This window comes from Peptoniphilus genitalis, assembly GCF_023614525.1.
Classification (GTDB): domain Bacteria; phylum Bacillota; class Clostridia; order Tissierellales; family Peptoniphilaceae; genus Peptoniphilus_A; species Peptoniphilus_A genitalis.
Genome location: NZ_CP097885.1, coordinates 287,104 through 300,033, shown reverse-complemented (window position 1 = coordinate 300,033; position 12,930 = coordinate 287,104). Strand labels below are relative to the sequence as shown.

Here is a 12,930-nt window from a genome sequence, read left to right as displayed (position 1 = left end):
AGTCAAGATGATAAATTTTAGAGAAGAAATAATAAAAATACTTGATGAAAAAATCGAGGGCCTTGATGCCAAAGAAATTGACAAGATGATAGAAGTGCCACCAAACTATGAGCTTGGTGACTTTGCCTTCCCAGTTTTCAGTCTAGCAAAGATTTATAGAAAAAACCCAGCTATGATTGCAGAAGAACTGGCAGGACAAATTGATTCAAAATATTTTGAAAAAGTTGAAAACAAAAATGCCTACCTGAACTTTTATGTCAACAAAAGTATTTTAACAGAAGAAATTTTAGAGGAAACTGTAAACCAAAAAGAAAACTTTGGCAAGTCAGAAATAGGAAAGGGAAAAAACATTGTACTAGATTATTCTTCTACAAATATTGCTAAGCCCTTCCATATTGGTCACATTAGATCAACTGTAATTGGAGATTCATTAAAGAGAATTTATGACTTCTTGGGCTTTAACACAATTGCCATTAATCACCTTGGAGACTATGGAACTCAATTTGGAATGCTTATCTATGCATACAAAACTTGGGGCAGCAAAGCAGCAATTGAGAATGACCCAATTAATGAACTCTTAAAACTTTATGTAAAGGTTAATGGAGTTTGTGAAGAAGATGAAAGTGTTAAGGATGAGTGCCGTTATTGGTTCAAGGAACTTGAAAATGGAAATCCTGAAGCTGTAGAAATTTGGCAATGGTTTAAGGAAGTTTCTTTAAAGGAATTCAATAGAGTTTACGACATGCTTGACATCCACTTTGATTCTTATAATGGAGAATCCTTCTACTCTGATAAGATGCCAGGACTTATTGAAGAACTAAGAGAGAAAAAAGTTCTTGAAGAGTCTCAAGGGGCAGAAGTTATTAACCTTGATGAGTTTGACTTGCCTCCTGCAATTGTTGTTAAATCTGATGGAACAACAATTTATTTAACTAGGGACTTGGCTGCTGCAAAATACAGACATGAAACTTACAAGCCTTACAAAAATATTTATGTAGTAGGAAGTCAACAAAGTCTTCACTTCAACCAACTTAAGTCTGCCTTAAAGAAGGCTGGCTATGACTGGTACGATGAAATAGTTCACGTTCCTTTTGGGATGGTTTCTCTTGAAGATGGAACTCTTTCTACAAGAAGGGGAAAGGTAGTTTACCTTGAAGACGTACTCAACAAGGCAACAGATAAGGTTCGTGAAATTCTCGATACAAGAGAAGAAGAGCAAGGTCAAAAAATTGAAAACAAGGAAGAACTTGCACAAGCTGTTGGTATTGGTGCAATTAAATTCCAAGAACTCTTCAATGGAAGAATCAAGGACTATACCTTTAACTGGGACAAGACACTTTCCTTTGAAGGTGAAACTGGTCCTTATGTTCAATATGTTCACGCAAGAATTTGCTCTCTTCTTAAGAAGGGCGATTTCGATATAAATAATGAAATCGACCCAAGCCTTCTAACAGAAGAAAGCGAAATAAATATTATTAGGAGCCTTTACAACTTCACTGACGTTGTTGTTGATGCTTGTGAAAAATATGAGCCTTACTTCATCACAAGATACACTGTTGAACTTGCAAAGAACTTCAACAAGTTCTACAACCAAACTCAAATCTTAGTTGATGATGAAAAATTAAAAAACACAAGACTTATGCTTTGCTACGCAGTTAAGAATGTAATTGCAAGTGGACTTAACTTGCTTGGCATAAAAGCACCTGAAAAGATGTGATCTGATGAATTTTTTTGAAGACTTACAATTAGTTTATAAAAAGGCAGGCAAGGATACCCTTTTAAAAATAAAGAAGGCCCCACAATTTTTAATTTTTCCTTTTATATATGGAATAATTTACACTCTTGGATTTTTCTTTATTGGTAACTTCCTTGGAATCTTCCTTGGAGGACTAATGGGATTTGTTACGCCGCTTTTGACGTCCTTAATCTTATCGAGCTATTTTTCTGTTTTAAGTGATTTGATTTATTACAATAGAATTAGTTTTAGAAATTTTTCAAAAACTTTTATGGAATATTTTGCATCAATTTATTCAGTGTTTTTTATCCTTATGATAATTTCATTTTTGATGCCGGCTCTAGGTGGGATGATGGGAGCAACTACTCTTATTGGAGCAGTAATAACTCTTGCCCTTAATCCCATTGCTGAGTCAATTTATATTAGGGGAGAGTATTACACATCAGCCTACATTCACTCACTTGAGTTTATGAAGGAAAATTTTCTACTTTGGACTATACCATTTTTGATTTACCTTGGTATTCTTCATCTCTTGGGTTTTGACTTTGCCTTTATGATTACAGCGAATTCCATTGTAGACCTTCCACTTGGTCAAACGGTGATGACAGGGTTATCTTATCTAAATCCTCTTGACCCACAAAATATTAAAATTCTACTTGCAAGCATCATCACAGGTGTCTATGCAATCTTTAGAGGTAACCTCTACAGAATATTAGTTGGTTCAACAAGAAGGAAGAGATCCTATATGGGCGAGTTATAAAATTTAAATCAAGGCTTGACTTCGGTCAGGTCTTTTTTTATTGCAAACTTTTTGTGATTTAATAAATTTAGTTTAACTATCAAAATTTAAATTTAAATTCAAAAGCTGATAAATAAAATCAAATTAAGATTGAATGAAAAAAATCTATTTGATAGGATTGAAGTATAAAATAAAATTGGAGGAATAAAATGAAAATAATTTCGTGGAATATAGATTCAATTAACGCAGCCCTAACAAGCGACTCAAATAGAGCTCAAATGTCGAGAGAAGTTCTCGCAACAATATTAAGAGAAGATCCAGACATAATTGCAATTCAAGAGACAAAACTTCCTAAGGGTGGTCCTAGTAAAAAACACAAAGAAATCTTAGCAGAAATGTTCGCCGACTACGACTATGTTTTTGTTTCATCAGAAGAACCTGCACGAAAGGGTTACGCTGGCAACATGGCATTCTTCAAGAAGGGGCTTGAGCCTACTGTAACTTTTCCAAAGATAGATGCGCCAGACACAATGGACTTTGAAGGAAGAATTATAACTTTAGAGTTTGACGACTTCTTCCTTACTCAAGTCTACACACCAAATGCAGGTGGTGAATTAAAAAGACTCCCACTTAGACAGGTTTGGGACGAAAAGTATGGCGAATATCTATCAAGTCTTGATGAGATAAAACCTGTAATTGCAACAGGGGACTTCAACGTAGCTCACAAAGAGATTGACCTTGCCAACCCAGATGGCAATAGGATGTCAGCAGGATTTACTGATGAAGAAAGACAGGGCTTCACTAATTTATTAGCCAGGGGCTTTACTGATACCTTTAGACACATCCATGGAGATGTAGAAGGAGTTTACACGTGGTGGGCACAAAGAGTTAAAACTTCAAAGATAAACAACTCAGGCTGGAGAATTGACTACTTTATTGTTAGTGACAGGATCAAAGACCTTGTTAAAGATTCAAAAATGATTGACTCTGGAGAAAGACAAGACCACACACCAATCCTATTGGATATTAATTTGTAAAAAGAGATTTAAAATGAAGTCAAAATTTTTAGAAGAAAATGGAATTGCAAACTTAATAAGTGGAATGGAATATTCCCTTTCCTATGCAAAGGAGGGCGACAAGGTCAAAGACTATGTAGCTGATATGTTAAGGCGAATGGAAATCTCGCCAGATGAAATTTATTCTTGTATCCAAACCCACACAGATAAAATAGAATATTGTGATGGAGAAAGTGGAAGTGACTTTGTCTATGGAAGAAACTTTCCAGACACAGATGGACTTGTTACAGATAAGAAAAATCTTGCCCTCTTGTTAAAGTTTGCCGATTGCACTCCCATAGTTCTCTATGATAAAAAGAAAGAAATTCTTTCCATAGTTCACTCTGGTTGGAGGGGAGCCCAAAAGAAGATCCCTGCTAAGGCAGTTGAAAAAATGAAAAAAGAATTTAAATCAGACCCAAGGAATATACTCGCCTACATCGGTCCCAACATTGACATAGAGAACTATGAAGTTGGAGAAGAAGTTTATGAAGAGTTTAAAGAATTCGAGAACAGAGAAAAGTTCTTCAAAAAAATTGGAGGGACTTGGCATCTTTCTATGACAGATGTTAATAAAGAAATTTTATTAGAGTCAGGGATAGATGAAGAAAACATAGATGTCTGCAAGGAGTCAACTTACAAAAATTTAGACCTACATTCTGCAAGAAGAGAAGGTAAGACCTATGGACTTAACTCCATGATAGTCATGATGAGATAAAATTGAAAATCTAGTTTTAATCTGTTAGTATTTAAAATATTATTAGAATATAAATGAGATTAGAAATAGAGGAAAATTAATGGAAAATCTTTTTAAAGAAGAAATTAATAAAAAATTAAAAAATTTAGTTTTTATAGACTTAAAAGAAGAATACCACTTGGAAGATGTTAATCTGCCAGTGGGTTTTTCCTTGCCCATAAAGTTGGATTATCTTATAGAAGGAATAAAAGAAAAAGAACTTGAAGAAGAGATTAATCTTGAAAAAATTGTAGAAGCCATGGTTTACCTCCTTGGAATTGACAGTGAATTTAAATACTCTAAAGAATATAAGGAAATTTTAAAAAAATTAAAAATAGATTTAAAAAATTATGCAATGCACAAGGCCTATATAAGTCAAGAAGAAGATCCCTTAGATTCCTATATCTTCTTAAAGGGTTATGAAGAAGTGGTAGGAGAAGACCCAGACATAATTTTTAAAGAAGCAAACATCTTAGAGGCCCTTTATAATCAAATTCATGAAGAAGAATATGAGAAAAGTGAAAAACTCTTAAACATAATAATTAAAAAATACAACAAGGTCTTAAATCTAGATGAAAATTATTCATTAGCTTACTACAGACTAGCTTACATTAACCTAGCCCTTGCCAAATATATAAAGGCCAACATGTACTTTGAAAAATTTATCAACCTATCAAGAGATGAAGAACTCAAAGATCAAGTGAGAAAAGAGTTAGAAATAATAAGAAACAATGTTAGTTTTGATTCAGCAAAAACTTATCTATCCTATGGGGACTATGACAAGGCATTAAACCAATTAGAAAGAATTAGTGAAGACTTTGATAAGGATGAATCCTTCTATTACACTTACGCACTTTCTTATTATAACATGGGGGACCTGGATAAGGCCGAAGAGTATGGAAAGTTATCAGTGGAAAAGAAAACCACAGAAGAAAATATAAATCTACTTGCTTCGATCTATGCAGGAAGGCAAGAGTTCACAAGATCTATTGAAATATTAGAACTTGGATTAGAAGAAATAGAAAACTCATATCCATTGAATTACAATATGGGAATAATCTACCTCAACATGAATGAAAAAGAAAAGGGACTAGAATACTTAGAAAAAGCTAACAAGTTAAATCAAAATAAAGAGCTAGAAAGCTTTATTAAAAAGTTTAAAAACTTCTTGACAGATAAAAAAGAAAATAGTAATATATAGCAGTTGTCAAAAAAAACAGCTGCTATATATTTTTTTACAAAAAAATAAAAAACAGTTGACAGATGATTTTCTAGATGCTAATATATAGAAGTTGTCACTTAAAGACAGCAAAAAAAACTACTGGTTAGTTAAGTAAAAACAAAATAAAAAAATTGTAAAAATTACTTGACAAAGAAAAAACACGGTAGTATAATAAACAAGCTACTTTAAAAAGGTAGCAAATGAAACATGATAATTAAATAGTGTGAAGATAAACAAATTCGTGATAGAATCACAGATTCTTGTCAAAGAATCAAAAAGCAAACCAGATATTCGTTTAGTTTTGAGAAAACTAATGAGTCATACAAATTTTTAATTGAGAGTTTGATCCTGGCTCAGGACGAACGCTGGCGGCGCGCTTAACACATGCAAGTCGAGCGATGAAATTTCGACAGATCCCTTCGGGGTGAAGATGAAATGGATTAGCGGCGGACGGGTGAGTAACACGTGAGTAACCTGCCTTAGACATTGGGATAGCCTCGGGAAACCGGGATTAATACCAAATGAAATCACATATGCACATGCATAAATGATCAAAGCTCCGGCGGTCTAAGATGGACTCGCGTCCCATTAGCTAGTTGGTGAGGTAACGGCCCACCAAGGCGACGATGGGTAGCCGGCCTGAGAGGGTGAACGGCCACATTGGAACTGAGAAACGGTCCAAACTCCTACGGGAGGCAGCAGTGGGGAATATTGCACAATGGAGGGAACTCTGATGCAGCGACGCCGCGTGAACGAAGAAGGCTTTCGAGTCGTAAAGTTCTTTTATATGGGAAGATAATGACGGTACCATAAGAAAAAGCCCCGGCTAACTACGTGCCAGCAGCCGCGGTAATACGTAGGGGGCTAGCGTTGTCCGGAATCACTGGGCGTAAAGGGTTCGCAGGCGGAAATGCAAGTCAGGTGTAAAAGGCAGTAGCTTAACTACTGTAAGCATTTGAAACTGCATATCTTGAGAAGAGTAGAGGTAAGTGGAATTTTTAGTGTAGCGGTGAAATGCGTAGATATTAAAAAGAATACCGGTGGCGAAGGCGACTTACTGGGCTCATTCTGACGCTGAGGAACGAAAGCGTGGGTAGCAAACAGGATTAGATACCCTGGTAGTCCACGCTGTAAACGATGAGTGCTAGGTATCGGAATAATTCGGTGCCGCAGTTAACACATTAAGCACTCCGCCTGGGGAGTACGTGCGCAAGCATGAAACTCAAAGGAATTGACGGGGACCCGCACAAGCAGCGGAGCATGTGGTTTAATTCGAAGCAACGCGAAGAACCTTACCAGGGCTTGACATACTGAGGACCGGTATAGAGATATACCCTCTTCTTCGGAAGCCTCAATACAGGTGGTGCATGGTTGTCGTCAGCTCGTGTCGTGAGATGTTCAGTTAAGTCTGGCAACGAGCGCAACCCCTATCTTTAGTTACCAGCATTTCGGATGGGGACTCTAAAGAGACTGCCGATGATAAATCGGAGGAAGGTGGGGATGACGTCAAATCATCATGCCCTATATGCCCTGGGCTACACACGTGCTACAATGGAAGATACAAAGGGAAGCGAAATAGTGATATTAAGCAAACCTCAAAAAGTCTTTCCCAGTTCGGATTGTACTCTGCAACTCGAGTACATGAAGATGGAGTTGCTAGTAATCGCAGATCAGAATGCTGCGGTGAATGCGTTCCCGGGTCTTGTACACACCGCCCGTCACACCATGGAAGCTTGTAATACCCGAAGCCTGCGAGCAAACCGTAAGGAAGCAGCAGTCGAAGGTAGGATAGGTGACTGGGGTGAAGTCGTAACAAGGTAGCCGTATCGGAAGGTGCGGCTGGATCACCTCCTTTCTAAGGAAAATAAATCTTCACACTATTTTAATTATATATATGGGGGTATAGCTCAGTTGGGAGAGCGCCTGCCTTGCAAGCAGGAGGTCAGGAGTTCGAATCTCCTTATCTCCACCAAGATCACATAAGTGGTCAAAAGCTTCTTGAAAAAGAAGAGAACCATAACAACTTAAAAACTAATCAAAATTTCTTAAACAAAACAATTAAACTGGAAATAAACAGAAATGTTTATTAACAAAGGTCAAGTTAAAAAGAGCACTAGGTGAATGCCTAGGCACCAAGAGGCGACGAAGGACGTGACAAGCTGCGAAAAGCTACGGAGAGGAGCAAATATCCATTGACCCGTAGATATCCGAATGGGGAAACCCACCGCAAGGTATCCTATAGCCAATTCATAACTATAGGAAGCGAACCAGGTGAACTGAAACATCTAAGTAACCTGAGGAAAAGAAAGAAAACTCGATTCCCTGAGTAGCGGCGAGCGAACGGGGAAGAGCCCAAAGTGTAAAAAGAGACAATAGCCAGCCAAATAATCTGGGAAGATTAACCAAAGAAGGTAAGAGTCCTGTAGGCGAAAGCGAAGATATCCGACACAAAAGAGTACCACGGAACACGAGAAATTCAGTGGGAACATGGGGGGACCACCCCCTAAGGCTAAATACTACTTGGTGACCGATAGCGAACAAGTACCGTGAGGGAAAGGTGAAAAGAACCCCGAGAGGGGAGTGAAATAGAATCTGAAACCTAGTGTTTACAAGCAGCGAAAGTGGCATACGCCACGATCGTGTACTTTTTGTAGAACGGGCCAGCGAGTTACGATTACTAGCAAGGTTAAGCATTACAGATGCGGAGCCGAAGCGAAAGCGAGTCTAAATAGGGCGAAAGTTAGTGGTTGTAGACCCGAAACCGTGTGATCTATCCATGAGCAGAGTGAAGTTGAAGTAAAATTCAATGGAGGCTCGAACCGGGTAACGTTTAAAAGTTATCGGATGACTTGTGGATAGGGGTGAAAAGCCAAACGAACACGGAGATAGCTGGTTCTCCTCGAAATAGCTTTAGGGCTAGCCTCTAGTAAGACATGAAAAGGGGGTAGAGCACTGATTGGTTGCGGGGCATGCATATGTTACCAAAACCTATCAAACTCCGAATACCATATCATGCACTAGGGAGTCAGACTATGTGGGATGAGCTTCATAGTCGAAAGGGAAAGAGCCCAGACCATCAGCTAAGGTCCCAAAATTATAGTTAAGTGGGAAAGGATGTGGAGTTACTGAGACAACTAGGATGTTGGCTTAGAAGCAGCCACTCATTTAAAGAGTGCGTAATAGCTCACTAGTCAAGTGACTCTGCGCCGAAGATAACCGGGGCTAAACTATATACCGAAGCTATGGAACGTTAAACGTTGGTAGAGGAGCAATGTATGAAGGACGAAGCATAAGCCGTAAGGCAGTGTGGACATCATACAAGAGAGAATGCTGGCATGAGTAGCGAGAGGTGAGTGAGAATCTCACCCGTCGAAAACCCAAGGATTCCTGAGCAAGGCTCGTCCACTCAGGGTAAGTCGGGACCTAAGGCGAGGCTGAAAAGCGTAGTCGATGGACAACAGGTTGAAATTCCTGTACCGATACAATCGTTAAAGGAAGTGGGGACGCAGGAGGATAATAAGAGCGCCCAGTTGGTGAGGCGTGCAAGCGCAAAGTCTGGAGAGTAGGCAAATCCGCTCTCCGAAAAGGATGAAGCGTAATGCGGATCGAAAACAAGTAGAGAAGCTTATGACTCCACACTGCCAAGAAAAGCCACTACAAGAGAAGTATCGCCCGTACCGTAAACCGACACAGGTAGGTGAGGAGAGAATCCTAAGACGAGCGGAAAAACCTTTGTTAAGGAACTCGGCAAAATGACCCCGTAACTTCGGGAGAAGGGGAGCCCCTGTAACAGGGGGCCGCAGTGAAAAGGCCCAAGCGACTGTTTACCAAAAACACAAGTTTCTGCTAAGTCGAAAGACGAAGTATAGGAGCTGACACCTGCCCGGTGCTGGAAGGTTAAGGGAAAAAGTTAGCGCAAGCGAAGCTTAGAACTGAAGCCCCAGTAAACGGCGGCCGTAACTATAACGGTCCTAAGGTAGCGAAATTCCTTGTCGGGTAAGTTCCGACCCGCACGAAAGGTGTAACGATTTGGGCACTGTCTCAACAAAGGATCCGGTGAAATTGTAGTAGCGGTAAAGATGCCGCTTACCCACGACAGGACGGAAAGACCCCGTGGAGCTTTACTGTAGGCTGAGATTGAATTTTGGGATTAAATGTACAGAATAGGTGGGAGGCAAAGAATTAGGTACGCCAGTATCTAAGGAGCCACCGTTGGGATACCACTCTTTTAATGCTAGAATTCTAACCTAACCCCATGAATCTGGGGAAGGGACACTCTCAGTTGGACAGTTTGACTGGGGCGGTCGCCTCCGAAAGAGTAACGGAGGCGTTCAAAGGTTCCCTCAGCACGGATGGAAATCGTGCGCAGAGTATAAAGGCAGAAGGGAGCTTAACTGCGAGACCAACAAGTCGAGCAGATGCGAAAGCAGGACTTAGTGATCCGGTGGTACCGAGTGGAAGGGCCATCGCTCAACGGATAAAAGCTACCCCGGGGATAACAGGCTTATCTCCCCCAAGAGTCCACATCGACGGGGAGGTTTGGCACCTCGATGTCGGCTCGTCTCATCCTGGGGCTGAAGTAGGTCCCAAGGGTTGGGCTGTTCGCCCATTAAAGAGGCACGCGAGCTGGGTTCAGAACGTCGCGAGACAGTTCGGTCCCTATCCGTCGTGGGCGTAGGAAATTTGAGAGGAGCTGTCCTTAGTACGAGAGGACCGGGATGGACAAACCTCTGGTGCACCAGTTGTACTGCCAAGTGCATAGCTGGGAAGCTAAGTTTGGAAGGGATAAGAGCTGAAGGCATCTAAGCCCGAAGCCCCCCTCGAGATGAGATTTCCCTCGAAAGATAAGACCCCTAGAAGAAAATTAGGTAGATAGGCTCAAGGTGTAAGTGTAGCAATACATTCAGCTAGCGAGTACTAATAGGTCGAAGACTTGACCAAAGAGTTAAGGAAGAGATTAGTTTTTAAGTTAATCTGGTGAGAATAGGACAATGGACACACCTGTACCCATACCGAACACAGAAGTTAAGCATTAGTCCGCTGATGGTACTTGGTTGGCAACGACCTGGGAGAGTAAGTTATCGCCAGAAAGGGACAAAAGTCCCCAATAGTCTTAGGTAGCTCAATGGTGGAGCAACCGGCTGTTAACCGGTAGGCTGTGGGTTCGAGTCCCACCCTGAGAGCCATTAAAAAAGATAAGCCGGGGTGGCGGAACTGGCAGACGCACAGGACTTAAAATCCTGCGGTGGTTAAACACCGTATCGGTTCGATTCCGATTCTCGGCACCAAAAAGAAATAGTAGCCGGGTAAAAATGACGCGGGATGGAGCAGCATGGTAGCTCGTCGGGCTCATGACCCGAAGGTCGGAGGTTCAAATCCTTCTCCCGCTACCAAATTTTATAAGGCCCTGTGGTCAAGCGGTTAAGACACCACCCTTTCACGGTGGTATCCCGGGTTCGATTCCCGGCAGGGTCACCAGATGGACGCATAGCTCAGTTGGGAGAGCATCTGCCTTACAAGCAGGGGGTCATAGGTTCGAGCCCTATTGTGTCCACCAAAGTTGGCCTGGTAGTTCAGTTGGTTAGAATGCCAGCCTGTCACGCTGGAGGTCGTCGGTTCGAGCCCGATCCAGGTCGCCAATTAAATTTATATAGCAAATTTGTTTCAAATGTGTTATGATTAATAAGTGAGATGCTGGTGTAGCTCAATTGGTAGAGCAACTGACTTGTAATCAGTAGGTTAGGGGTTCAAGTCCTCCCACCAGCTCCAAAAAATCTTGTTAGGGACTTACAACATGGAGGAGTTCCCGAGTTGGCCAAAGGGGACGGACTGTAAATCCGTTAGTTTAACTTTCAGTGGTTCAAATCCACTCTCCTCCACCAAAAATTTTATATAAGATAATTATTATGCGGATGTGGCTCAGTGGTAGAGCATCGCCTTGCCAAGGCGAGGGTCGCGAGTTCGAATCTCGTCATCCGCTCCATTTTTTTATGTATCCTTAGCTCAGCTGGATAGAGCGTCTGGCTACGGACCAGAAGGCCGGGGGTTCGAATCCTCTAGGATACGCCACAAAAACTTGTAATTTTTATTACAAGCTTTTTTTTGCCCATGCAGGAGTGCTGGAATCGGCAGACAGGCATGTTTGAGGGGCATGTGCGAGAAATCGCGTGAGGGTTCAAGTCCCTCTTTCTGCACCATGAAGACTACTTATTGATTTAAGTAGTCTTTTTTTATTGTATCTATGCAACTAGCTAGTTAAGATTATTAATTTCAATTAAAAAAACTTGGACCATCCCAAGTTTTTTTATAAGTTTATGATTTGGTTTATTTATTTCTAATTGATTTTAATCTTCCAAATATAATTAGCTAATAATTTCTAAGCTTTATTCTAAAAACTATCAATAGGAATTTGTTTCTGTTTTTCTAACTCTTCTTCTAATATTTTTTTGCATAGGTATTTTTGGTTTTCGAAGATATGGTCTTTATAATATAAGATTAAAATTTTTGAAGGGCTTTTAAGTTTACTTTTGTTTTCTAAGTCTAATGGGAAGTCTTTTTTTAATATAAAGTAGCATTTATTATTATCATCGTATAGGCCATCTTCTGTATTTATTTTTATAACAAAATCTTTTTTACATTCTTTTAGATCCAAAAATGAAACTTTTTCTTCCAAACTATTAAAAATTTCTAGGTTATATAATCCTCTTGATGCAAAGTAGTCTTCTGGATAATTAGTTTTTCCTCGTAAGACTATGGTGTTCCCAGATAATTTAAATTCTTCTAGTGTAAAATCTCTACTATATACTTTAAAGCTAAGTTTTGATTTCAAACTTTCTCTAATCTTTTCATCTAATAAAATTAAATTATTTAGGCTTTCTAAAGAGTAGTCCAAGATCCTATTCATTGATGTCTTGTTACCTTCTATAAACTTTTTGAAAAGTGATTTTATTTTAATCCCTTGGTAGTTTTTTTCTTTTGATAAGTTAGAATGATCTAGAAAATTATCTAAAAGAACTTTGTTAGAATGTGATGGAAGTTTAAAAATAAAGTTGTAGGCTTTAGTAATTTCTTGAAGATCAATAAATTTAAAATCAAAATCTTTTGAGAAATACATTTGGCTCTTGGTCTTTAAAAATCCTAAGTCAAAGGATTTGCCTGCATAAGTTACAAAGATTTTTCCGTCAATAAGTGGTAAGACTTTCTCTAACAAAAATCTTTCGTCTTTAAAATTTTCTACATAATAAATTTTTATTTTATCAGAGTCCTTCTCTGCGAGAACAATGGATATAATTGAGTCCAAGTCTCTTGAGAGTCCTGATGTTTCTATTTTTAAATAATTTCTCTGTGGTGGAGAAATTTCTCTTTCTAAAACTTTCACGTTATCACCATCTTAAGTATAACATTAAAAATTTTTTATTCTTATAAAAATTCTCATTAAATAGG

Annotated in this window: 6 protein-coding genes, 12 tRNA genes and 3 rRNA genes; 20 read left to right on the top strand and 1 reads right to left on the bottom strand. The window is 39.4% G+C overall.

What is annotated here, in order from left to right; all coding sequences use genetic code 11:
• Positions 1-7 precede the first annotated feature (7 nt).
• From argS to M9426_RS01395, 20 genes are all read left to right on the top strand, one after another.
• Positions 8-1,717, top strand: coding sequence for an arginine--tRNA ligase (argS, locus tag M9426_RS01490; RefSeq protein WP_250342225.1), 1,710 nt, complete (start codon positions 8-10; stop codon positions 1,715-1,717).
• A 4-nt stretch (positions 1,718-1,721) separates the two neighbouring features.
• Positions 1,722-2,495, top strand: coding sequence for a hypothetical protein (locus M9426_RS01485; RefSeq protein ID WP_060799742.1), 774 nt, complete (start codon positions 1,722-1,724; stop codon positions 2,493-2,495).
• Between the two features lie 188 nt (positions 2,496-2,683).
• The gene (locus M9426_RS01480; RefSeq protein ID WP_250342224.1) at positions 2,684-3,511 is read left to right on the top strand and encodes an exodeoxyribonuclease III; all 828 of its coding nucleotides are present in this window, start codon (positions 2,684-2,686) and stop codon (positions 3,509-3,511) included.
• 13 nt (positions 3,512-3,524) lie between these two features.
• Positions 3,525-4,247 (top strand): peptidoglycan editing factor PgeF, encoded by a 723-nt coding sequence (pgeF, locus tag M9426_RS01475; protein ID WP_195444990.1) that lies wholly within the window; start codon positions 3,525-3,527, stop codon positions 4,245-4,247.
• 79 nt (positions 4,248-4,326) lie between these two features.
• Complete coding sequence (locus M9426_RS01470; RefSeq protein WP_250342223.1) at positions 4,327-5,466, top strand: tetratricopeptide repeat protein; 1,140 nt, start codon at positions 4,327-4,329, stop codon at positions 5,464-5,466.
• A gap of 351 nt (positions 5,467-5,817) precedes the next feature.
• Positions 5,818-7,342, top strand: a 16S ribosomal RNA gene (locus tag M9426_RS01465).
• A gap of 41 nt (positions 7,343-7,383) precedes the next feature.
• Positions 7,384-7,459 (top strand) — tRNA-Ala (locus M9426_RS01460).
• 122 nt (positions 7,460-7,581) lie between these two features.
• A 23S ribosomal RNA gene (locus tag M9426_RS01455) occupies positions 7,582-10,428 on the top strand.
• Between the two features lie 32 nt (positions 10,429-10,460).
• Positions 10,461-10,577, top strand: a 5S ribosomal RNA gene (rrf, locus tag M9426_RS01450).
• The 16S, 23S and 5S rRNA genes sit together here with 12 tRNA genes alongside, the layout of an rRNA operon.
• Positions 10,578-10,598: 21 nt before the next feature.
• Positions 10,599-10,673 (top strand) — tRNA-Asn (locus M9426_RS01445).
• 13 nt (positions 10,674-10,686) lie between these two features.
• Positions 10,687-10,775, top strand: a tRNA-Leu gene (locus M9426_RS01440).
• Positions 10,776-10,803: 28 nt separating this feature from the next.
• A tRNA-Met gene (locus tag M9426_RS01435) sits at positions 10,804-10,880 on the top strand.
• A gap of 10 nt (positions 10,881-10,890) precedes the next feature.
• Positions 10,891-10,965 (top strand) — tRNA-Glu (locus M9426_RS01430).
• A gap of 3 nt (positions 10,966-10,968) precedes the next feature.
• A tRNA-Val gene (locus tag M9426_RS01425) sits at positions 10,969-11,044 on the top strand.
• A gap of 5 nt (positions 11,045-11,049) precedes the next feature.
• Positions 11,050-11,126: transfer RNA gene (locus M9426_RS01420), tRNA-Asp, on the top strand.
• 54 nt (positions 11,127-11,180) lie between these two features.
• A tRNA-Thr gene (locus M9426_RS01415) sits at positions 11,181-11,256 on the top strand.
• Between the two features lie 27 nt (positions 11,257-11,283).
• A tRNA-Tyr gene (locus tag M9426_RS01410) sits at positions 11,284-11,369 on the top strand.
• 26 nt (positions 11,370-11,395) lie between these two features.
• Positions 11,396-11,470: transfer RNA gene (locus tag M9426_RS01405), tRNA-Gly, on the top strand.
• Between the two features lie 9 nt (positions 11,471-11,479).
• Positions 11,480-11,556 (top strand) — tRNA-Arg (locus M9426_RS01400).
• Between the two features lie 41 nt (positions 11,557-11,597).
• Positions 11,598-11,684, top strand: a tRNA-Leu gene (locus M9426_RS01395).
• Positions 11,685-11,875: 191 nt separating this feature from the next.
• Here the strand turns inward: M9426_RS01395 and M9426_RS01390 are convergent.
• Positions 11,876-12,865: a ribonuclease H-like domain-containing protein gene (locus tag M9426_RS01390; RefSeq protein ID WP_250342222.1), complete on the bottom strand. Its 990-nt coding sequence runs from the start codon at positions 12,863-12,865 to the stop codon at positions 11,876-11,878.
• Positions 12,866-12,930 lie beyond the last annotated feature (65 nt).

Bases quoted from the DNA above. Each gene is read 5' to 3' on its own strand.
- argS (WP_250342225.1), top strand. From the start codon at position 8: ATGATAAATTTTAGAGAAGAAATAATAAAAATACTTGATGAAAAAATC.
- M9426_RS01485 (WP_060799742.1), top strand. From the start codon at position 1,722: ATGAATTTTTTTGAAGACTTACAATTAGTTTATAAAAAGGCAGGCAAG.
- M9426_RS01480 (WP_250342224.1), top strand. From the start codon at position 2,684: ATGAAAATAATTTCGTGGAATATAGATTCAATTAACGCAGCCCTAACA.
- pgeF (WP_195444990.1), top strand. From the start codon at position 3,525: ATGAAGTCAAAATTTTTAGAAGAAAATGGAATTGCAAACTTAATAAGT.
- M9426_RS01470 (WP_250342223.1), top strand. From the start codon at position 4,327: ATGGAAAATCTTTTTAAAGAAGAAATTAATAAAAAATTAAAAAATTTA.